The sequence below is a fragment of the Desulfocurvus thunnarius genome (assembly GCF_055390965.1).
The window spans coordinates 1426143-1447032 of sequence record NZ_AP042411.1 but is presented as its reverse complement, the minus strand read 5'-3'; the positions used below and the strand labels follow the sequence as shown (position 1 = coordinate 1447032).

Genomic DNA, 20890 nt, shown 5'->3' with positions numbered 1-20890 from the left:
GAGGATGAACGTGCGGATGCCGACCATGGACGGGGCGCGCTGGGCGCCCGAGGCCCTGACCGGGGCCCTGCGCCAGGTGGCGCCCATCGTGCTGGGCTACCTGCCCGTGGGCTTCGCCTACGGGGTGCTGGCCCTGAAGACGGGGCTCTCGCCGCTGAACACGGTGCTCATGTCCGTGCTGGTCTTCGCGGGGTCGGCCCAGCTCATCGCCGTGGGCCTGCTGGCCGCCGGGGCCTCGCCGCTGTCCGTGGCGGCCACGACCTTCGTGGTCAACCTGCGCCACCTGCTCATGGCCGCGTCCCTGGCGCCGCACCTGCGCGGCTGGTCCGCGCCCCGGCTGGCCTGGTTCGGCTTCCAGCTTACCGACGAGACCTTCGCCCTGCACAGCCTGCGGTTCATGCAGGGCCCGCCCCGGGTGGGCGAAACGCTGTGGATCAACGCCGTGGCCCAGGGCGCCTGGGTGGCGGGAACGATCCTCGGCGTCGCGGCCAGTACGGCGGTGGCCGACGTGCGGCCCCTGGGGCTCGACTACGCCCTGCCGGCCATGTTCATCGCCCTGGTGGTCGGCCAGGTGCGCGGCGCGATACACGTGCTGGCCGGTCTGGCGGCGGCGGGGCTGGCCCTGTGGCTGCATGCCGCCGGGGCCGGGCCGTGGAGCGTGATCCTGGCCACCCTGGGCGCGGCCGCTCTGGCCACGGGAGTGTCGGCATGGACCAGACGCTGATTTTTCTGACCATCCTGGGCATGGCCGCGGCCACCTATCCGCCCCGGGCCCTGCCCCTGCTGGCCCTGGCCTCGCGCGAGCTGCACCCCGGGCTGCGTCGCTTCCTGGGCTTCGTGCCCACGGCGGTGCTCTCGGCCATGCTGGCCCAGGGCATCCTGCTCGACGACGGCACCCTGCACGTCGGGCCGGACAACATCTTTCTGCTGGCCGCCGTTCCGGCCTTTGCCACGGCCATCCTCACCCGCAGCTTCTTCGGCACCGTCGCCGTGGGCATGGGTGTGGTGGCGGGCTGCCGGTACTTCGGCCTGTAGGAGCCTCCCCGGTTGCGGGATGCGGCGGTGGGACGGGAGGCCCGCCGCCGCTACTTTTTTGCCCCCTGCCGGGCCGCCGCCGTCCGGGCGCGGCCCGGGGGCCCACCCCTGGCTGGTGTTTTTTCTGGTTTCTTTTTTCTTCATAAAAATCAAAGGGGAGAGTCGCGCAGCCGCGCGCGGGTTTCCTTCGTCCGCATTGCGGGGTACCGGGAAATCCCGGGATACCCCTTCAGCGCTATGGTGAATTGACTTTTTTCTCCTGCTTGCGCAATAATGCACATTCCGGCAATGGCCCCCGTCCGGGTGGGGCGGCGGGAATGGAGGCAGAGATGAACTGGCGGGATTTGCGGCTGGGCGGAAAATTCGCCGTGGGCTTCGGCCTGGTGCTGGCGCTCCTGGCCGGGGTGGGGACCTGGGCCATCGTCGGCATCGGCGGTATCGTCGGCAACGCGGGGGAGGTCATCGGCGGCAACCGGCTGCGCGGCGACTTCACCCAGCGCGTGGTGGACCACCTGGTCTGGGCCGAACAGGTGGCGGCCTACCTCACCGACGAAACGGTCACCGAGCTGGCCGTGCAGCTCGACCCCACCCAGTGCGCCTTCGGCAAATGGTATTACGGGGACGGGCGCAAGGACGCCGAGCGGCTCGTGCCGCAGATCGCGCCGCTCATGGCCGAAATCGAGGCGCCGCACCGCGAGCTGCACGAGTCCGCAGGACGCATCCGCGAGAGTTTCGTCAAGGTGGACCAGGGCCTGGGGGCCTTCCTGCGCGAGAAGAAGACCGACCACGTGGCCTGGATGAACGCCGTGCTGCGCGTGTTTTCCGACCCGGCGGCCACCCGTGCCGACGTGCAGGAGGACGCCGCCCTGTGCGACCTGGGCAAGTGGCTGGGCTCCCCGGAACTGGCCCGGGCCATGGCCGCCGATTCCGGGCTGCGCGCCCATGTGGAGCCCATCCTCGAACCCCATCGCGCCCTGCACCAGTCCGTCACGCGCATCAACGCCCTGCTGGCCCAGGGCCAGCGCGCCCAGGCCAGTGCGTTCTTCGCCGCCACCACCACGGCCCACGCCCAGGCCACCCTGGCGGCCCTGGACGAGCTCATCGCCTGGCACGACGGCCTGCTGGCCCGGCGCCAGCAGGCCCTGGGCATCTACGCGGGCCAGACCAAGCCCAGCCTGCACAAGGTCCAGGAACTGCTGGACAAGACCCAGCAGACCGTGCGCGAGCACATCATGACCGACGAGCAGATGCTGAACGCCGCCGACGGCACGCGCCGCGCGGTGATCATCCTCATGGCCGTGGCCTTCCCCCTGGGCGTCGTGCTGGCCGTGGTCATCGCCCGGGGTATCATCGGGCCCGTGGGCAAGGGCATGGCCATGGCCGGGGCCTTTGCCGAAGGCGACCTGACCGCCGACGTGGACGTGCACAGCCGCGACGAGATCGGGCGGCTGGCCCAGTCCATGCGCGACATGGGCCGGAAGCTGCGGGCCATCGTGGCCGAGGTCCAGGGCGCCACGGACAACGTCAGTTCCGGCTCCCAGGAGTTGTCGGCCTCGTCGGAGAGCCTGTCCCAGGGGGCCACGGAGCAGGCCGCGAGCGTGGAGGAGGTCTCCTCGTCCATGGAGCAGATGACGGCCAACATCCGCCAGAACGCCGAGAACGCCAGGCAGACCGGCAAGATGGCCGAGCAGGCCGCCACGGACACCGCCCGGGGCGGCGAAGCCGTGGCCCACACCGTGCGGGCCATGAAGGACATCGCCGACAAGATTTCCATCATCGAGGAGATCGCGCGCCAGACCAACCTGCTGGCGCTGAACGCCGCCATCGAGGCCGCCCGCGCGGGCGAGCACGGCAAGGGCTTCGCCGTGGTCGCCGCCGAGGTCCGCAAGCTGGCCGAGCGCAGCGGGTCCGCCGCCGCCGAAATCAGCGAGCTGTCTTCGGGCAGCGTGCGCGTGGCCGAGGAGGCCGGGCAGATGCTCGAACGCATCGTGCCCGACATCCGCCGCACCGCCGACCTGGTGCAGGAGATCGCCGCCGCCTGCGCCGAGCAGGACTCCGGGGCCGCGCAGATCAACAAGGCCATCCAGCAGCTCGATCAGGTCGTCCAGCAGAACGCCTCGGCCTCCGAGGAGATGGCCTCGACCTCCGAGGAGTTGTCGAGCCAGGCCGAGCAGTTGCGCATGACCATGAGCTTTTTCAATATCGGGACCGGCGGACCCACGGCCCCGGGCCGCAAGGCCGTGGCCGGGCCCGGGCCGCGCAAGGCCCTGCCCGCGTCCGGCTCCGGCAAGGCGCCCCGCGAGGGCGTGCGCATCGCCCTGGATTCCGGCCCGGGCGACGACGGGTTCGAGCGCTTCTAGCCGCGTGCACCGGGGTGGGCGGAGCGCCGGTTTCGTCGCGCGCCCCGGCCCGGCAGGCGTTTCGCGCCGGAACGGGCCCGGGGTTTGCCCCCGGAGGGTGGGTAGGGTAGTATCACCCCCGGTGGGCCCCGGCCGGGATGGTCCCGGCCTCCGGGCCCGCCCTGGCGAGGGGCCATGATCGCAGTCGGGCTCATGGGCGGACTGGGCAACCAGATGTTCCAGTATGCCGCCGGGCGCGCGCTTGCCGCGCGCACCGGGGGCGAACTGGTCTTCGACCTGTCGGCCCTGGAGGCCGACCCCGCCGGGCGCACCTACGCTCTGGGGCCGTACCCCGTGCGCGGGCGCGCGGCCGCCCCGGGGGAGTTGGCCCATTTCCCGCCGCGCGCCCACCGCGCGGGCGGATGGCGCGGGCGGGCCGGAGCGCTGGCGGCGCGGCTGCGCGCGGCCCTGGCCCCGCGCGGGGGCGGCCCCGTGCGCTTTCGTGAGCCGTATTTTCACTATGCTCCCGCGTTTGCGGCCCTGGCGGGCGACGTGTACCTGGACGGCTACTGGCAGTCCGCACGCTATTTCGCGCCCGTGGCCGAGGCCGTGCGCGCCGAGTTGACCCTGCCCGGCCTGGGCCCCCGGGCGGCGGAGCTGGCCGCGCGCATCGCCGCCGGGCCCTCCGTGGGCCTGCACGTTCGCCGGGGCGACTACGTGCGCGACCCGCGCATCGCGCGAACCCACGGCGCCCTGCCGCCGGACTATCACCGCCGCGCCGTCGCCCTGGCCGCCGAGGGCCTGGGCGTCCCCGAGTTTTTCGTTTTCACCGACGACCCCGACTGGGTGGCCGCCGAACTGGACCTGGGCGTGCCCTTCACCCTGGCGCGCGGGCTTTCGGCCCACGAGGATCTGCGCCTGCTCTCCCTGTGCCGCGCGCGGGCCATCGCCAATTCGTCCTTCAGTTGGTGGGCGGCCTGGCTGGGCGGGCCGGGGCGCGTGGTGGCCCCGGCGCGCTGGTTCGGCCCCGAGCGCATGCGCACCCGGCGCCTGGACGACCTCTTCCCCCCGGGCTGGGTGCTGGCATGAGCGGCGCGCCCCGGGCCACGGTGCTCACCGCCGTGTACAACGGCGCGCCCTGGCTGGCGCAGTCTCTGGACAGCGTGCTGACCCAGGAGTTCACGGACTTCGAGCTTGTGGTCGTGGACGACGCCAGCAGCGACGAGAGCCCGGCCATCCTCGCCGCCGTGGCCGACCCGCGCCTGCGCGTGCTGCGCAATCCGCGCAACCTGGGCCTGACCGCGAGCCTGAACCGGGGCCTGGAACTGGCCCGGGGCGATGTGATCCTGCGCCACGATGCCGACGACCTGTCCCTGCCCGGGCGCTTCGCGCGGCAGATGGCCCTGCTGGACGCCCGGCCCGAGGTCGGCGTGTGCGGCGGGTTCGCAACCATGGTGGACGGGCAGGGCCGCCCCCTGGACATCTACCGCGTCCCTGCGGACCACGGACCCATCGCCTGGGCCGTGGGCTTCGGCCATGCCTTCGCCCATCCCGCCGTGGCCGTGCGCACCGGGCTGCTGCGCGCCGCCAGCGGCTACGACCCGCACTGGCCCGTGGCTCAGGACCAGGAGTTGTGGACGCGCCTGGTCTGGACCACACGCATGGTCAACATCCCCGAGCCGCTGGTGGCCTACCGTCAGCATGCGGGCATGGCTTCGCGGGCGCGCGGGGCCGAGCAACGCGACGGCGACCTGCGGGCGCGCGGCCAGTTTCTGGAGCGCCTGCTGGGCCGCGAGGTGCCGCCGGAATTGCTGCGCTGGAACAGCGTGCCGCCCCTGCCCGGAGCCCCGGGGCGTCCGGCGGGAGCCGATGCCCGGGAGCTTGCGGGTTTCGCGCGGGTCGTGCTGGAGGCCCTGGGCGCGGTGCGCCGCCGGTTCTGCGCCACGCGGGCCGAGGCCGGGGCCGTCGGGCGGCTGGCCGGGCGCAAGCTGCACGCCCTGTCCGCCGGGGCCGCCGGAGCGGGCGCGTCGCTGCTGGCCGCGCGGCTGTTGGCCCGGGCCGTGACCCTGGACCCGTCGCTGCTGGCCCCCGCCGAGCTGGCCCGGGCCGGGCGCGCGGCCCTGCGCGCGGTGGGCGCCCGGAGCGCCCGGAGTGGAGGACGGCCGTGAAAATCCTGCACGTGGCGCCGCACCTGTCCGGCGGGGGGCTCGAAGTCTATCTGCACGAGGCCGTCCGCCGTCTGGCGGCCCTGGGCCACGAGGCGGCGGTGCTTCACGGCCGCCCCGGCGACGCCCTGCCCGCCGACGTTGCGGCCCGGACGTACCCGGCCGCCGGGGTGACGGAAGCGGACTGCCCGGACCTGCCCGGGGCCCTGGCCCTGGCCCGCCGGGCCCTGGATGCCGAGGCGCCGGACGTGATCCTGATCCACGGCGCCACGCAGCACCGGCTGGTGCGCCTTTTGGCCGGGGCCGCGCCGCTGGTGCGCTTTGTCCACGACGCCCATTGCGTCTGCCCCGGGGGCGGCAAGACCCTGCGCCGGGGCACGGCCTCGGGCGGGCCCGAGCCCTGCCCGTACCCCCTGGGCTGGGCCTGCCTGGGCCGGGCCTGGACCCGCCGCTGCACGGCGCGCGACCCGCGCGTGGCCCTGCCTCTGCTGGCCCACCTGCGGGCGAATCTGGCCCTGTATCGCCAGCGGGCGGCCATGGCCTGCCCCAGCGCCTTCATCCGCGCGCTGCTCGCGGGCAACGGCTTCGATCCCGCCCGGGTCGCCGTGCTGCCGCACTTCACCACGCCGCCCGCCCAGGCGCCCTCCGCCCCTGGGGCCCACGGGCCCGTGGTGCTCTACGCCGGGCGCGTACACTGGGGCAAGGGGCCGGGGGTGCTGCTGCGGGCCCTGGCCCTGCTGCCGCCCGAGGTCAGCCTGGACCTCGCCGGGGATGGGCCGGACCTGGCCGCAGTCAAGGATTTGGCGCGCGCTTTGGATCTGGAAGGCCGGGTGCGCTTCCACGGCTGGCTGGAACGCCCGGCCCTGGAGGCGCTGTACGCCCGGGCGGCGGTGGTGGCCGTGCCGTCGCTGGTGCCCGAGGCCTTCTGCGTGGCGGGCATCGAGGCCATGGCCCACGGGCGGCCCGTGGTGGGCGCGGCCTCCGGGGCCATCGGCGAATGGCTGGAGCACGGGATCACGGGCTGGCTGGTGCCGCCGGGGGACGCGGCGGCTCTGGCTGCCCGGCTGCGGGAAATTCTTTTCAGCACGGAACTTGCAAAGAAAATGGGCGCAGCGGGGCGTGAGCGTGCGGAGCGCGACTTCACCCCCGGCGCGCACGTTTCCGGGTTGGTCCAGCTATTGGAGCGGACGGCCCGGGGCGGCTGATCCGCCCGCAACCGGCAGCGGGGCCTCCCGCACGGCAACCGGGGCGACCGAAAAGGATTTTTGGACAGCCCGAATCATGCGTATCCTCGTTCTCACGCCCACATTCCTGCCTGCCGTCGGCGGGGCGGAGCTGCTGCTGCTGCACGTCTTCCGGCGGCTGGCCGGGCGGCACGACATCCTGCTGCTGACGCCGCACCTGGCCCCGGCGCTGCTGGCGGCCCACGGCAACGCCGCATACGACGCCCTGGTGAACTTCGAGGTCCGGCGCTACGCCGACCGCGTGAGCCTGATGCGCATCCCCGGGCACCGGGCCTCGCGCGGGCTCATTCCGCCGTTCTCCCTGTCCGCCGTGGGGGCCGTGCGCCGTGCGGCGCGCGAGTTCCGGCCCGACGTGCTCAACGTGCACTACTGCATGCCCACGGGGCTGGCGGCCTGGGCCGCCCAGCGCCTGCTGGGGCTGCCCACGGTGCTGAGCCTCGTGGGCCGCGACGTGCCCGGGCCGGGGGTGCCGCCCCTGTGGGGCGCCTGGCACCGGCTGGTGGGCCGGGCCTGCGCCGGGCGGACCCACGTCACCGAGTTCTGCCGCCGCGCGGTCTATGGGCCTCGGGCCGGGGTCGAGGCCGGGATCGTCATCGCCAACGGCGTGGACGAGGCCCCGCCCAGTCCGCCGGGGGCCGTGGCGGCCCTGCGCGCGGAGCTGGGCATTCCCGAGGGCGGGCTGATGATCTTCGCCCTGCAACGGCTGGACGCCCTCAAGCGCGTGGACGTGCTGCTGCGGGCCATGCCCCGGGTGCTGCGCGAGCACCCCGGGGCGGTGCTCGTCGTCGGCGGTACGGGGCCCGACGCGGGCGCCCTGCGCGCCCTGGCCCGTCAGTCGGGCCTGGAGGCCGCCGTGCGCTTCACGGGTTTCCTGCCCGCCGAGGCCGTGCCCGTGTACATGGACGCCGCCGATCTCTTCGCCTTCCATTCGACCTACGAGACCTTCGGCATCGTGCTGGCCGAGGCCATGATCCGGGGCCGGGCCGTGGTGTCCGTGGCCGACCCGGCCATCGCCGAGGTGGTGGACCACGGGCGCACCGGGCTGCTGGCGCCCATCGGCGACCCCGAGGCCATGGCCCGAGCCCTGTGCGACCTGCTGGCCGACCCCGGGCAGCGCGCGGCCATGGGCGCCGCCGGGCGGGCCAAGGCCGTGGCGCTTTACCGCTGGGACGCCCTGGCCGGGCAGTACGAAACGGCCCTGGCCCGGGCGGCGGGTGGGGCCGCCCCGGTGGGCGCGCGATGAGGCCGGGCCGCGCTCCGGGCCTGCCCCTGGGCGTGGCCTTCCTGTTCGGCCACGATTTTTTCATGGGCGGCGGCGAACGCAGCACCGCCGAGCTTATCCGCAGCCTGGACCCGGAACTGGTGCGGCCCCTGGCGCTGCTGCCCGGGCCCGGGGAACTGTACGACCACTTCCGGGCCGCCGGGGTGGACGCGGAACTGGCGGCCCTGCCCGGGCTGCGTGCGCCGTGGTCCGCCGCACCGTGGCGGGCCGTGGGCGCCCTGGCGCGGCTGCTGCGCCGCCGGGGGGTGGCCGTGGTCCATGCCGGAACGCCCCGGGCCGCGCTGTACGCCGGGCTGGCCGGGCGGCTGGCCGGGGTTCCGGCCATTTGGCACGTGCGCAGCGCACTGCCCGACCTGCCGTGGTACGACGCGCTCCTGGCGCGGCTGGCCTCGCGGGTCCTCTGCGTGTCCACGGCGGTGCGCGAGGCACGGGTGCGGCCCCTGGGCGCCTGGGCCCTGGCGCGGGCAGCGGTCATTCACAACGCCGTGGACACCGGGCTGCTGCGCCCCGACCCTCAGGGCCGCGCGGCCCTGCGCGCGGAGCTCGGCGTGGGGCCCGGCGAGGTGCTTTTCGGGCTGGTGGGCAACCTCGTGGCCGGCAAGGGCCAGGACGTGTGCCTGGCCGCCCTGGGCCGGGCCGTGCGGGCCGCGCCGGAGTTGCCCCTGCGGCTGCTGCTGGCCGGGCGCGAGGGCGCCGAGCCGCGGTTCGCGGCCCGGGTGCATGCCCTGGCCGACGCTCCGGAGCTGGCCGGGCGGGTGCTCTTCCGGCCGTTTCATCCCGAGGTCCGCGCCCTGTATTCCGCCCTGGACGCCCTGGTCCTGCCCACGCATAGCGAAGGCTTCAGCCGCGCGCTCATCGAGGCCATGAGCATGGGCCTGCCCGTGATCGCCTCGGACCTGCCCGCCGTGCGCGAGGCCGTGCCCGGGCCGGAGCATGCCCTGCTGGCCCCTCCGGGGGACGACGCGGCCCTGGCCGCGCACCTGCTGACCCTGGGCCGCGACGCGGGCCTGCGCGCACGCCTGGGCGCGGCGTGTCGCGCCCGGGCCGAAACCTGCTTCGGCCTGGAGGCCCATGCCCGGGCGGTGGAGGGCGAGTATTTTCGCCTGCTGGCCGGGCGCCGGGGCGGGGTGCGCCGGGCGGCCAAGGCGGCCTGGCTGACCGGGCGGGGGCTTCTGCTGCGCGCGGCGCCGCGCGGGCGGCGGCCCCTGGGGCCCGGGCCGGTGCTGCTGCTGGCCCCGCCACGCCTGGGCGACGCGGCCCTGGCCCTGGAGGTTCCCGCGCTGCTGGCGGGCGCCGGGCGGCGGGTGGAGGTTCTTGGCCGGGGCCCGGCCCTGGCCGTGCTGGCCCTGTCGCCCCATGTGGCCGCCGTCCACGAACACGGGCCCGGCGGCGCCGGGCTGCTGCGCGCCGCGCGCGGGCTGCGCGGGGCGGGCTTCGGCGCCGTGCTGGACCTGAACCTGGACTGGCGGCTGGCCACGCCCCTGGCTGCGCGGGCCGTGGGCGCGCCCTGCGTCGGCTGCGACGTGGCCGGGCGGGCGCCGCTCTACGACCTGGCATTGCCCGGGCCGGACGACGAACCCATTGGCGACGTGTACGCGCGGCTGGCCCGCACCCTGGCCGGGCAGCAGGCTCCCGCGCCCGGCGGGCCGCTTCTGGCCGTGCCCGGGGCGGCGCGGGAGGCCGTGACCCGGCGGCTGGCGGCGGCGGGCATCGGCCCGGGCGAACCGCTGGTGGTGCTGCACCCCGGGGCCACGCATTCCACCCAGCGCTGGGGCGCGGCGGCCTTCGCGGCCCTGGCCGCCGGGTTGGCGGCGCGGGGCGCCGCGCGGGTGATCCTGACGGGCGGGCCCGGCGACGCGGCCCTGGTGGCCGCCGTGCTGCGGGGCGTGCATGAGGCCGGAAGCCCGTCGCCCGCCCCGCCGTCCGTTTTGGCGGCTGTGGACCTTGCCTTGCCCGAACTGGCCGCGCTGCTGGCGTGGGCCGCCGTGTTCGTGGGCAACAATTCGGGGCCGCTGCATCTGGCGGCGGCCCTGGGGCGGCCCACGGTGTCGGTCATGGGCCCCACGGTGGCCGCGCGCTGGACGCCCCGGGGCCCCGGGCACGCGGTGCTGCGCGCCCCGGGTCTGGGCTGCCTGGGCTGCGCCCGGGCGGCCTGCCCCCTGGTGCGCCCCCCGGGCCGGGCTCTGTGCATGGAGCGCGTGGCCCCGCAGGCGGTGCAGGATGCGACCCTGGCGGCTCTGGCCGCCGCGCGGGGCGGGGAGGGCGGCCATGGCGCGTAACGCGCGCGCGCCGGGCGCGGCGTTGCCTTCCGGCCCGGTGCTGGCCGTGCTGGTGGCGGGCATCGGCGACTTGGTGCTCGGCCGCGACGCCCTGCGCGCCTTGCGCGCCGGATTCCCCGGGCGGGCTCTGCACCTGCTGGCCAACGCCCAGGCCCTGCCCCTGGCCCGGGCCATGGGCGTGGCCGACGGGCTGCACGGATTTCCCATCCGCGAACTGCGCGGCGGCCCCGGGGCCCTGGGGCTGGCCGTGCGCGTCGTGGCCGGGCTGCGGCGCCTGGGCCCGGCCCTGGCCGTGAATCTTTACCCGCCCGCCTCGCGGGCGGGGGCGCTGCGGATGGGCCTCCTGCTGCGGGCCACGGGCGCGCCCGCGCGCGTGGGTGTCGCGGCGCTGGGCCTGGGCCTGTGGCTGACCCGGGGCGTGGTTCCGGCGGAGCTGGCCGGGCTGCATGCCGCCCGGGTCATGGAGCGCGTGGCCCTGGCCGCCGGGGGCGCACGCCCCGCCGGGCCCGCCGGGCCCATGGACCTGGCCCTGCCCGGCGGCAGCGGTTACGACGCCCTTCTGGCCGGGCCCGGGCCCCTGGTGGGCCTGAACCCCGGCGCGGACCAGCCCGGCAAGCGCTGGGCTCCGCAGGCCCTGGCCGCCGTGGCCGACGCTCTGGCCGGGGCCTGCGGGGCGCGGACGGTCATCCTGGGCGGGCCGGGCGAGGAGGGCGCGGGCCGGGCCGTGGCCGGGGCCATGCGCACGGCGGCCGTGCCGCTGACCGGGCGGCTGACCCTGGCCGAGTTGGGCCACGTCCTTGCGCGGCTGGACCTGCTGGTCACCGCCGATTCCGGGCCGATGCACATGGCTGCTGCGGCGGGAGTGCCGCTGGTGGCCGTGTTTCGTGGGTCGGACCCCGCGCGTTTCGGGCCCCTGGGGCCGCCGGAACGCTGCCGCGTGCTGGCTTGCGGCCCGGGCGGAGACGTGCCCGTTGCGGCCGTCGTCGCCTCCTGCCGGGAGATTCTGCTTGCGGGAAGGGGCGAATGAGGCGAAAATTCGTGCAGTGGCCGTATTTTTGGCACTTTTGTTGCTTAAGTATCACGGGAAGCCGCCGATGAGAAAACGAGTGCTGCACGTCCACACCCTGCCCGTGGTCAGCGGCTCGGGGTTGAACACCTTCCTGTCCATGCGCGGGCTGGACCCGGCGCGCTGGGAGGCCGTGCTGGCCTGCGCCCCGGGCGGGCGCCTGGAAGACCTGGTGCGCGGCGCGGGTCTGGGTTTCGTGCCCGTGCCGGACCTCGTGCAGCCCGTGAACCCCGTGCGCGACGTGCGCGCGGTGCTGGCCCTGGCGGCCCACCTGCGCCGCGAGCGCTACGACGTGGTGCACACCCACAACTCCAAGGCCGGGTTCGTGGGGCGGCTGGCGGCGCGGCTGGCCGGGTTCTCCCCGGTGGTGCACACGGTGCACGGCTTTGCCTTCCACGACAGCGAGCCCGCCCACCGGCGGGCGCTGTTCCGGGCCCTGGAGCGCCGCGCGGCGCGCTGGTGCGCGCGGATGATTTTCATCTCCCGGCCCCTGGTGGACTGGGCCGCGCGCGAGGGCATCGCCTGCCCGGGCGGGTGCGTGGTCATCCCCAGCGGCATCGAGCCGGAGCGCTTCCGGCCCGTGGGTCCGGATGAACGCGCGGCCCTGCGCGCGCGCTGGGGCATCGCCCCCGGGGCGCCCGTGGCGGGCATCGTGGCCAAGCTCTGGGAGGGCAAGGGCCACGACGTGCTGCTGGAAGCCTTTGCCGCCGTGCGCCGCAGCCTGCCCGGGGCGGTGCTGATGATCGTCGGCGAGGGGCACCTGCGGGCCGGGCTGGAAGCCCGGGCCGAGGCTCTGGGCCTGGGCCGGGCGGTGGTGTTCACGGGATTTCTGGACGACGTGGCTTCGGCCGTTGGAGCCATGGACGTATCGGTGCTGCCCTCGCTGTTCGAGGGCTTGGGCCGGGTGCTGCTGGAGGCCATGGCCATGGGCCTGCCGGTGGTGGCTTCGCGGGTCGGGGGCATCCCCGACGCGGTGGCCGACGGCCGGACGGGACTGCTGGTGCCCCCCGGCGACGCGCAGGCCCTGGCCGGGGCCCTGCTGGCCGTGCTGGGCGACCCGGAGCGCGCGGCGCGCATGGGCGAGGCCGGGCGGGCCCGGGTGGGCGAGCGCTTCGAGGCCCGGGCCATGGCCGCATCCATCGAGCGGGAATATTTGGCCCTGCTCGGGGAGGAGCAATGACGAACCTGACGGCGACGACGACCCTGACGTGGAAGAAGGCCTTCCTCATGGCGGCCCTGGCGCTCCAGGCGCTGCCCATGGTCCGCGCGTTCTATTTCGAGGCCGGGATGCGCTGGCAGTACATCCTGCTGTTTTCGTTCCTGGTGGCCTACATGGTTTCGCCGCTGTGCGCGGGGCTGGCCCGGCGGCTCAACGTCATGGACCGGCCCGACCTGCGCAAGATCCACGACCGCGCCACGCCGCTGTTCGGCGGGGTGGCCGTGTTCGTGGCCCTGAACGCGGCCCTGCTCATGAACGGGGTGCTCCTGCCGGGCATGGGCGTGCTCATGGCCGCCGGGGCGGTCATCTTCGTCACCGGGCTGGTGGACGACGTGTGCGGCCTGTCGCCGCGCACGCGGCTGCTCATCCAGCTCGGGGCCTCGCTGCTGGTCATGACCTGGGGCGGGCTGCACCTGACCGTGGCCGTGGGCGAGGCCTGGAGCCTGTGGATCAACGTGCCCCTGACCCTGCTCTGGCTGGTCGGGCTGACCAACGCCATGAACTTTTTCGACGGCATCGACGGCCTGGCCGCCGGGCTGTCGATCATCACCTCCCTGTTCCTGGGCATTCTGGCCTTCAAGACCAACCAGCCCGCCCTGGGCTGGCTGGCCGTGGCCATCGCGGGCTCCTGCCTGGGCTTCATGCCCTACAACTTCCTGCTGGGCCGCTCGGCGGTACTCTTCCTGGGCGACGCGGGCAGCACCTACCTGGGCTTCATGCTCGCGGGGCTGGCCGTGCTCGGCGAATGGTCCACCACCAGCCATTTCGTGTCCCTCACCGCGCCGGTGCTCATCTTCGGGGTGCTGATTTTCGACATGGTCTACATCACCCTGTCGCGGATCAAGAACCGCCGGATGCGCAACGTGTTCGCCCCGCTGGCCACCCCGGGGCGCGACCACCTGCACCACCGGCTGCTGGTCATGGGCTTCGCACGCAAGGAGGCGGCCTTCGCCATCTTCACCATCGCCGTGTGCCTGGGCGTCAGCGCGCTGATCATCATGGACGGCCAGCCCGAGGACGCCCTGCTCGGGCTGCTTCAGGCCGGGCTGCTCCTGGCGGTCATCGTGGCGCTGATGTGGAAGGGCCGCGTGGTCAGCGGCGGAAACCGCCCGCGCCCCGGCGTGCGGAATTCGCCGCAGTACGACCTGTGGCACGCGCCCATGCGCCCGCTGGATGTGGACGCCGCCGTCCAGGGCGCGCGCAGGTCCTGGGAGCGCACCCACTAAGGCCGGGCAGGATTTGCCGCCCTCTGCGGGCGGCGGAATGAAAAAGGCAGCGATGCCGGGAGGCTGGCCCCGGCGGCGCGCCCCCTCGGAGGGCTGGCCTGGACATTGCAACGCCCCCGCGGGCCGGAACCGGGCGCCGCGCCCGGCATGGCCGACCACGCCCGAGCATGCAGACAAGGACGGCACGCATGAACAGCCTGGAATTCTTCGGCCTGCGCAGCAAGCCCTTCGAGGGCAACACCAACGTGCGCTTCTTCTACATGAGCCAGGGCCATGGCGAGGCCCTGGCGCGCCTGCGCTACCTGGTGCGCGACCGCAACATGGGCATCGGCGTGCTGACCGGCGAGATCGGCAGCGGCAAGACCATCACCCGTTGCGTGCTGGAGCGCATGCTGGGCGTGTCGTCCTTCACCACCGTCAGCCTGGAGAGCGCCAACCTGCCCTTCGGGCACCTGCTGGCGGAGTTCGTGCGCCAGCTCTCGGGCGCGCCCCTGGATCTGGCGGGGCTGACCAAGTACGAACTGCTCTTCCGTTTCAAGAAGCTGGTCTGGGACAAGGTGGCCAGCAAGGGCGGGCATCTGGTGGTCTTCCTGGACGAAGCCCAGCAGATGGCCCCGCGGACCCTGGACGAACTCAAGAACCTGACCAACCTGTCCAGCGGCGGCGACAATTACCTGACCCTGATTCTCGTCGGCCAGCCCGAATTCCGCGACATCCTGAACGACCTGCCCCAGCTCGACCAGCGCGTGAGCCTGCGCTTCCACCTCAATTTCCTGGCCCGCGACGAGATGGGCAGCTACATCGCCCATCGCCTGCACATGGCCGGATTGCCCGAGGGCACCACGCTTTTCGACGAGGAGGCCTGCGAGCTCATCTACCGCGAGACCCAGGGCATCCCCCGGCTGGTGAACCGGATCTGCAAGCTGTCCCTGGATCAGGCATATTCGTTGCAAATGAAGACCATCGACGCCGGCCTTGTGGCGGGCATCATCGAGGACGTACACCTGCAAAAGGGCGAGGACGGCACCTCGCGCGGCAGGAAATGGTATTGCGCCGTCGGGACTGACGGCGCGCGACCGGCCTAGGGGCGCGCGGCGCCCGGGGCGGATTCCCTCGCAACAGGACGTGCGAGCAGGGGAACATGGAAAATCATTTCAGCATCTTCGACCTGGAGCGCAGGAAGCAGGAGCTGGCCCGGGAGCGCGGCTCCCGGGGTGGCGTCGCCCCCGTGGGCGAGCCGGACCTGCCGCCCCAGGAACGCAGCCCCCGGGCCGAGGACCATCGGCCCGCATCCCAGCTCCTGGACACCCTGGAACAGGCCCTGGAGGCCGTGCTCCTGGCCCTGCGCGAAGGCCGCGAGCCCGTCGCCGCGCCCCTGGTCGAAGCCATGGCCCGGATCGTGGCGGCGGATCAGCCCGACCGGTTCTATGAGCATGCGGCCCTGCATTGCACCGGCTCCGGCCATGCCGAGCGCGCGGTGTTCACCGCCCTGGCGGCCATGAAGATCGGCGCGGGCCTGGGCTTCGACCGCAGGCGCCTGTTGCATCTGGGCCTGACGGGCCTTTTGCACGACATCGGCCTGGCCCGTCTGCCCGGGCGGCTGGCCCAGGCCCATGGCGGCGCCCTGAGCCCGCAGGACAAGGCCAAGCTGCGCACCCTGCCCCAGGTCAGCGCCCAGATCGTGGAGCGCCTGGGGCCGGAGCTGGCGCCCGTGGCCGAGGCCGTGGCCCAGGTCTGCGAGCGGGTGGACGGCAGCGGGCACCCGATGGGCCTGCGCGACAAGCAGATCGCCGAGCCCGCCGCCATCGTCGGGCTGGTGGCGCACATCGTCGCCCTGCGCGAACCCCTGGCCCAGGCCAACCCCTACATCCAGCCCGGGGCCATCCGCCAGGTGGTCGGCACCGGGAAGGAGCGCTTCCCGCGCCGGGTGCTCAAGGAATTCCTGGACCAGATCTCGCTTTTCCCGGTCAACACCCTGGTGCGGCTGAACAACGACTCCATCGGCCGCGTGGTGGCCACCTACCGCAGCCAGCCCATGCGCCCGGGCATCGAGCTGCTCTACGACGGCCTGGGCAAGCGCAAGGACGCGCCCAAGCGCATCGATCTGCCGAATTTCCCCCTGCTGCATGTGGTCGGCGAGGTGGACGCCGCGCAACTCGCCGGGGCCGGGCAGGAGGCGCCATGAGCCGCGCGCTGCCGCTGGCGCTGCTGCTGGCCCTTGCGGCCCTGCTGGGCGGTTGTGCCGCGACCACGGCCAGCAAGGGCACGCCCGTGGCCGAGGTCGAGAGCCTGCGCGTGGAGCGCCGGGCCCAGGCCGAGCGCTCCCTGGCCGAGCGCGAGGAGCTGGAGCGCATGAGCGCCGCCACCGAGAACAGCGTGTTCAAGATCGTGGACGGCCTGCCGGAATACCGCATCGGCCCTCTGGACGTGCTGGAAATCGCCTCGCGCTTCGGCGAGGAGGTCCGCACGGCCGAGGTGGTGGTCAACAACCGCGGGCTCATTTCCTATTCCTTCGTGGACGACCTGCCCGTGGCCGGGCTGACGGCCAGTGAAACCGACGAACTGCTGACCCACCGCCTGGAGGAATACCTGCGCAACCCGCGCATCGACGTGCTCGTCAAGGAGCACCGCAGCAAGAAGGCCTCGCTGCTCGGCGAGGTCGCCTCCCTGCGCCAGACCAACACCAACGTGGCCCTGCCCAGCGGCAAGGTCGTCCTCTCGGGGCGCACCACGCTGGTGGAGCTCATTTCGCGCGCCAGCGGCTACACCCAGGACGCCGACCTGCGCAACGTGCGCCTCATCCGCCGGGGCCGCTCCTACGACATCAACGTCTTCGACATCATCGAGCAGGGCAAGGACTGGATGAACGTGGTCATCGACGACGGCGACGTGGTGGACATCCCCGAGCTGCCCGAGGGCGGGCGCAAGGTGTTCGTCATGGGCGAGGTCAACTCCCAGGGCGTGTACGACGTGAAGAAGGCCGACACCCTGCTGGCGGCCCTGGCCGCGGCGGGCATGCCCACGCGCTCCGGCCACGAGGAGAGCACCCTGGTGGTGCGGGCCGACCCCGCCGGGGGCTCGCCCCTGGTCATGAGCGTGGACGTGTCGCGCCTGCTCAAGCACGGCGACCTGTCCCAGAACATCGCCCTGCGCGAGGGCGACCTGGTCTACGTCCCGCGCGAGGTCGTCGGCGACATCAACGAGTGGATCGTCAACCACACCCCGCTGCTGGATTTCGTCATCGAGTACCCCCGCGACATGCAGGACGTGTACTTCTATCGCGACTACCTGAAGCTGGACACCAAAAAACCGTAGGCCGCCGTGGAACAATACGATGTGAATCTGCGCGAATACTGGCGCATCTTCCGCAAGCGCAAGATCACCGTGCTGCTGGCCACGGCCCTGCTCGGAGCGGCCAGTGCGGCCTTTGCCGTGTTCCTGGGGCCCGCGCCGCTGTACGAGTCCATTTGCAGCGTGCAGTTCTCACGCGAGCAGCCCGTGGAGGGCGTCTACGAGCAGACCGTCTCCTGGGGCGCGGAAACGAGCCTGCAAGCCCAGATTTCGCTCATGACCAGCTATCAGGTCATGCAGGAGGTCGCCGAGCGCCTGGGGCTCATCCCCGCCGGGCTGACCGAGGCCGACCTCCAGCGCAGCCCCGGCCACGCCCAGGTCATCGACGCCCTGCGCAAGCGCGTGGTGGTCCGCCGCGAGCCGGGCACCAATATCATCAACATCGCCGCAACGGACCCCGACCCCGGCATGGCCCAGCGCACGGCGGACACCGTGGCCCAGGCCTATCAGGACTTCTACCTGCGCGACCAGGGCCAGCGCCAGCAGCGCGCTCTGGCCTATCTGGCCGAGGAACTGGAGCGCACCCGCGCCGAGCTGGCCAGCGCCGAGGACGAGTTCAACACCTTCACCCGCGAGCACCAGCTCGTGTCCATCGACCTGCAGGGCGAGGCGCTGCTCACGCGCATGCGCGAGCTGCAAAACGGATTGCAGGAGGCCGAAACCGCCGGCGCCGAGCTGGGCGAGCTGCTGGTACGCCTGGGGCGCTTCGTGGACTCGCCCACGGGCTACGGCGGCGACCTCTATTCGCCCTACGCCAACACCGAATACGAAGCCGTGCGCGCCCGGCTGGTGGAAGACCTGCTGCGCCGCGACAGCCTGCTGGAGGACTACACCCCGAGCCACCCCACGGTGGTGGCCGTGAACCGGCACATCGTGGAGACGGCGCGCAAGATGGCCGTGGTCGCCCAGGCCCAGCGCGCCAGCCTGGGCAACCAGACCCAGCGCCAGGAGGAGGCCCGCCGCGAGGTCGAGGACAAGATCAACGTGCTCATGGAGCGCCGCCTGACCTACGAGCGCCACAAGCGCCGCGTGGAATCCTACAACGCCAAGGTGGCCATGCTGGAGGAAAAGAACCGCGAGGCCGCCCTGCGTCAGGCCGAGCGGCCCGACGAGGTGCGCGTGGTCAAGCCCGCGTTCCTGCCGTCCTCGCCGGTCAACCCGCCCAAGGTCGAGGCCATCTCGGCCATCGGCGTGTTCGTGGGGCTCGTCCTGGGCATGATCGCCGCCCTGGTGCGCGAGGCCTTCGACACCTCCGTGGGCGCCACGGGCGAGGTGGAGGAGACCGTGGGCGCCAAGGTGGTCGGCGTCATCCCCGACGAGGGCATCCGCGAGATCCGCGAGATGCTGCGCGAGGGGCGCATGCGCGCCGACGGCTCGCCCCTGCGCCAGACCATGCACCTGGTCTCGCACTTCGTGCCCAAGTCCATGGTCGCCGAGAGCTTCCGCGCCCTGCGCATCAACGTGCAGTTCCTGGGCAAGGAGCGCGGCATCAAGACCCTGGCCGTGACCAGCGCCACCCCCCAGGAGGGCAAGACCGTGGTTTCGGCCAACCTGGCCGTGAGCATGGCCCAGGCGGGCAAGCGCGTGCTCCTCGTGGGCGCGGACCTGCGCAAGCCCATGGTCTCCGAGGCCTTCGGGGTGGACCTCAGCCCGGGCCTGACGGACATCCTGCTGGGCAACTATTTCTGGCGCGACGCCATCAAGACCATCACCGACCTCATGCTCGGCGACATGGGCATCGACGACGTGATGGCCAACCCCGGGCTGGACAACCTGCACCTCATCACCGCGGGCACGACCTACGCCAACCCGTCGGAGCTCATCGAGTCCAAGCTGCTGGGCGAGTTCCTGGCCGAGGTGCGCCGCGAGTACGACGTGGTGGTGCTGGACACGGCGCCCATTCTCTCCACGGCGGACCTTTCGGTGCTGGGCACCCTGGTGGACGGCGTGCTGCTGGTCTACCGCGTGGGCGGGGTGTCGCGCGAGCTGCTGCGCCGCGCGGCGGGGGAGCTGGTGCGCGTGCATTCCAATCTGCTGGGCGTGGTGCTCAACGGCATGAAGGCCGGAGCCACGGCGGACTTCGAGGATTTCAAGGCCTTCAAGTACTACTAGGCGCGGCCCCGGGCCATGGCCCGGAACGGACGCGCGCGGGCCGGAGGGCCGGGCATGGCGCAGGAATTCACGGGACCGGGGCGCTTGGGCCCCTCGCCGCTGCGGCTGGCCTTGCCGCTGCTCGTCCTGCTGCCGCTGATCCTGGCCTTCGGCTGGCTGTTGCCGCACCTTTCGCCCACCCGGGCCCTGGCCTTCGGCGGCGGCGTGGCCCTGTTCGCGGTGTGCCTGTTCAGCACGCGCGCGGCCCTGCTGATCATCGTCTTTTCCATGCTCCTGGGGCCGGAGTTCAACGTCGGCGGGCTGTCGGCCCAGGGCACCCTGGGCCGGGGCGTGACCTTGCGGATCAACGATTTCGTCCTGGTGGTGGTCGGCTTCGGCTGGCTGGCGCGCATGGCCATCGACAAGCGCCTGGGCCTGTTCCTCAAAACGCCCCTCAACGTGCCCATCGCCCTGTACACGCTCGTCTGCGTGCTCAGTTCCGCCCTGGGCACGGCCATGGACCGCGTGGCCATCAAGTCCACCTTCTTCTACATTCTCAAATACTTCGAGTACATGTTCGTCTACTTCATGGTCGTGAACCACCTGCGCACCCGGCGCGACCTGGAGCTGTTCCTGTGGGCCATGCTGGTCACCTGCGTCATCGCCTCGCTGACGGGCATCGCCCAGATTCCCGGCGGCGGGCGCATCACCGCGCCCTTCGAGGGCGACCAGGGCGAGCCGAACACCTTCGGCGGCTATCTGGTGTTCATGATCGCCGTGGTTTCGGGGCTCATTGCCCATGCGCGCTCCCGGCGGCGGCGCCTGGGGCTGGGGCTGGTGGTGCTGCTGGCCCTGGTGCCCCTGCTGCACACGGGTTCGCGCGGATCGTACCTCGGGCTGGTGGGCGCGGTGGGCATGCTCGTGCTGCTCACGCGGCACAAGGCCCTGGCCCTGGGCGCGGCGGGGCTGGGGCTCGTGACCGTGCTGCTGCTGGCGCCGGACATCGCGCGCCAGCGCGTGGAGTTCACCTTCGAGCAGGGCCGCTCCCGGGCCGACGTGGAGGAAGTCATGGGCGTGAAGCTCGACACGTCCTCGTCGGAGCGTATCAAGAGCTGGAAGGACGTGGCCGTGGACGTGCTGGAACACCCCATCCTGGGCTACGGGGTCACGGGCTACAAGTTCATCGACGGCCAGTACTTCCGCGTCGTCATCGAAACGGGGCTGGTCGGGCTGGCGCTGTTCGCCTTTCTGATGCTGCGGGCCTGGATCGTGGCCCGGGGGGTGTTCGTCCACGCGCGCGACGAGCTGGAACGCGGGCTGTGCATGGGCTTTCTGGCGGGGTTTGCCGGGCTGCTGGTCCATGCCCTGTCGGCCAACACGTTCATCATCGGCCGGATCATGGAACCCTTCTGGTTCATTCTGGGCATGGTGGTCATGATCCCCCGGCTGGTGGACGACCAGGGCCGCCGCCTGTGGGCCGGGGAGCCGGAGCCGGGGGCCGGGGGACCGGGCCACGGAGCGCCCCCCGGCGGCGGAGTGCCCGCCAGCGGAGCGCCCGGCGCGGCGCCGCCCTGGCCTTGAAAGCAAACGCGC

Annotated in this window: 16 protein-coding genes; all 16 read left to right on the top strand. The window is 73.0% G+C overall.

Annotated features, from left to right (window positions below; translation table 11 throughout):
* Positions 1–4: 4 nt before the first annotated feature.
* The 16 genes from ACZ5KV_RS06230 (at position 5) to ACZ5KV_RS06155 (ending at position 20878) form a co-directional block, all read left to right on the top strand.
* A complete protein-coding gene (locus ACZ5KV_RS06230) occupies positions 5–724 on the top strand; it encodes an AzlC family ABC transporter permease (RefSeq protein WP_464241481.1) in 720 nt (239 codons plus the stop codon).
* Positions 709–1035: an AzlD domain-containing protein gene (locus ACZ5KV_RS06225; protein ID WP_464241480.1), complete on the top strand. Its 327-nt coding sequence runs from the start codon at positions 709–711 to the stop codon at positions 1033–1035. Before ACZ5KV_RS06230 ends, ACZ5KV_RS06225 begins: the two co-directional genes overlap by 16 nt.
* Before the next feature lie 329 nt (positions 1036–1364).
* On the top strand, positions 1365–3395 hold the full coding sequence (locus ACZ5KV_RS06220; protein WP_464241479.1) for a methyl-accepting chemotaxis protein: 2031 nt from the start codon (positions 1365–1367) through the stop codon (positions 3393–3395).
* Positions 3396–3569: 174 nt separating this feature from the next.
* On the top strand, positions 3570–4463 hold the full coding sequence (locus ACZ5KV_RS06215; protein ID WP_464241478.1) for an alpha-1,2-fucosyltransferase: 894 nt from the start codon (positions 3570–3572) through the stop codon (positions 4461–4463).
* On the top strand, positions 4460–5542 hold the full coding sequence (locus ACZ5KV_RS06210; protein WP_464241477.1) for a glycosyltransferase family 2 protein: 1083 nt from the start codon (positions 4460–4462) through the stop codon (positions 5540–5542). The genes ACZ5KV_RS06215 and ACZ5KV_RS06210 overlap by 4 nt, the downstream gene beginning before the upstream one ends.
* Positions 5539–6744, top strand: a complete 1206-nt coding sequence (locus ACZ5KV_RS06205; RefSeq protein WP_464241476.1) for a glycosyltransferase family 4 protein — start codon at positions 5539–5541, stop codon at positions 6742–6744. Before ACZ5KV_RS06210 ends, ACZ5KV_RS06205 begins: the two co-directional genes overlap by 4 nt.
* Before the next feature lie 76 nt (positions 6745–6820).
* Positions 6821–8026, top strand: coding sequence for a glycosyltransferase family 4 protein (locus ACZ5KV_RS06200; protein WP_464241475.1), 1206 nt, complete (start codon positions 6821–6823; stop codon positions 8024–8026).
* On the top strand, positions 8023–10344 hold the full coding sequence (locus ACZ5KV_RS06195; protein ID WP_464241474.1) for a glycosyltransferase: 2322 nt from the start codon (positions 8023–8025) through the stop codon (positions 10342–10344). Before ACZ5KV_RS06200 ends, ACZ5KV_RS06195 begins: the two co-directional genes overlap by 4 nt.
* Positions 10334–11371: a glycosyltransferase family 9 protein gene (locus ACZ5KV_RS06190; protein ID WP_464241473.1), complete on the top strand. Its 1038-nt coding sequence runs from the start codon at positions 10334–10336 to the stop codon at positions 11369–11371. Before ACZ5KV_RS06195 ends, ACZ5KV_RS06190 begins: the two co-directional genes overlap by 11 nt.
* Positions 11372–11438: 67 nt before the next feature.
* Positions 11439–12590 carry a glycosyltransferase family 4 protein gene (locus ACZ5KV_RS06185; protein ID WP_464241472.1) on the top strand — a complete coding sequence of 384 codons (1152 nt, stop codon included), beginning with the start codon at positions 11439–11441 and terminating at the stop codon, positions 12588–12590.
* A complete protein-coding gene (locus ACZ5KV_RS06180; protein ID WP_464241471.1) occupies positions 12587–13855 on the top strand; it encodes an MraY family glycosyltransferase in 1269 nt (422 codons plus the stop codon). The genes ACZ5KV_RS06185 and ACZ5KV_RS06180 overlap by 4 nt, the downstream gene beginning before the upstream one ends.
* Positions 13856–14043: 188 nt before the next feature.
* Positions 14044–14940, top strand: coding sequence for an ExeA family protein (locus ACZ5KV_RS06175; RefSeq protein ID WP_464241470.1), 897 nt, complete (start codon positions 14044–14046; stop codon positions 14938–14940).
* Positions 14941–14996: 56 nt separating this feature from the next.
* Complete coding sequence (locus ACZ5KV_RS06170; RefSeq protein ID WP_464241469.1) at positions 14997–16040, top strand: HD-GYP domain-containing protein; 1044 nt, start codon at positions 14997–14999, stop codon at positions 16038–16040.
* Positions 16037–17170, top strand: coding sequence for a polysaccharide biosynthesis/export family protein (locus tag ACZ5KV_RS06165; RefSeq protein WP_464241468.1), 1134 nt, complete (start codon positions 16037–16039; stop codon positions 17168–17170). Before ACZ5KV_RS06170 ends, ACZ5KV_RS06165 begins: the two co-directional genes overlap by 4 nt.
* A 6-nt stretch (positions 17171–17176) precedes the next feature.
* The gene (locus ACZ5KV_RS06160) at positions 17177–19318 is read left to right on the top strand and encodes a GumC family protein (RefSeq protein ID WP_464241467.1); all 2142 of its coding nucleotides are present in this window, start codon (positions 17177–17179) and stop codon (positions 19316–19318) included.
* Between the two features lie 54 nt (positions 19319–19372).
* Entirely contained in the window at positions 19373–20878 is a 1506-nt protein-coding gene (locus ACZ5KV_RS06155; RefSeq protein WP_464241466.1) for an O-antigen ligase family protein, read from the top strand.
* Positions 20879–20890 lie beyond the last annotated feature (12 nt).

What these genes read in the sequence shown, in the direction of transcription:
- ACZ5KV_RS06155 (WP_464241466.1), top strand. Translation starts at nt 19,373, where the DNA reads ATGGCGCAGGAATTCACGGGACCGGGGCGCTTGGGCCCCTCGCCGCTG.
- ACZ5KV_RS06190 (WP_464241473.1), top strand. Translation starts at nt 10,334, where the DNA reads ATGGCGCGTAACGCGCGCGCGCCGGGCGCGGCGTTGCCTTCCGGCCCG.
- ACZ5KV_RS06180 (WP_464241471.1), top strand. Translation starts at nt 12,587, where the DNA reads ATGACGAACCTGACGGCGACGACGACCCTGACGTGGAAGAAGGCCTTC.
- ACZ5KV_RS06175 (WP_464241470.1), top strand. Translation starts at nt 14,044, where the DNA reads ATGAACAGCCTGGAATTCTTCGGCCTGCGCAGCAAGCCCTTCGAGGGC.
- ACZ5KV_RS06210 (WP_464241477.1), top strand. Translation starts at nt 4,460, where the DNA reads ATGAGCGGCGCGCCCCGGGCCACGGTGCTCACCGCCGTGTACAACGGC.
- ACZ5KV_RS06185 (WP_464241472.1), top strand. Translation starts at nt 11,439, where the DNA reads ATGAGAAAACGAGTGCTGCACGTCCACACCCTGCCCGTGGTCAGCGGC.
- ACZ5KV_RS06170 (WP_464241469.1), top strand. Translation starts at nt 14,997, where the DNA reads ATGGAAAATCATTTCAGCATCTTCGACCTGGAGCGCAGGAAGCAGGAG.
- ACZ5KV_RS06200 (WP_464241475.1), top strand. Translation starts at nt 6,821, where the DNA reads ATGCGTATCCTCGTTCTCACGCCCACATTCCTGCCTGCCGTCGGCGGG.
- ACZ5KV_RS06215 (WP_464241478.1), top strand. Translation starts at nt 3,570, where the DNA reads ATGATCGCAGTCGGGCTCATGGGCGGACTGGGCAACCAGATGTTCCAG.
- ACZ5KV_RS06225 (WP_464241480.1), top strand. Translation starts at nt 709, where the DNA reads ATGGACCAGACGCTGATTTTTCTGACCATCCTGGGCATGGCCGCGGCC.
- ACZ5KV_RS06220 (WP_464241479.1), top strand. Translation starts at nt 1,365, where the DNA reads ATGAACTGGCGGGATTTGCGGCTGGGCGGAAAATTCGCCGTGGGCTTC.
- ACZ5KV_RS06195 (WP_464241474.1), top strand. Translation starts at nt 8,023, where the DNA reads ATGAGGCCGGGCCGCGCTCCGGGCCTGCCCCTGGGCGTGGCCTTCCTG.
- ACZ5KV_RS06165 (WP_464241468.1), top strand. Translation starts at nt 16,037, where the DNA reads ATGAGCCGCGCGCTGCCGCTGGCGCTGCTGCTGGCCCTTGCGGCCCTG.
- ACZ5KV_RS06230 (WP_464241481.1), top strand. Translation starts at nt 5, where the DNA reads ATGAACGTGCGGATGCCGACCATGGACGGGGCGCGCTGGGCGCCCGAG.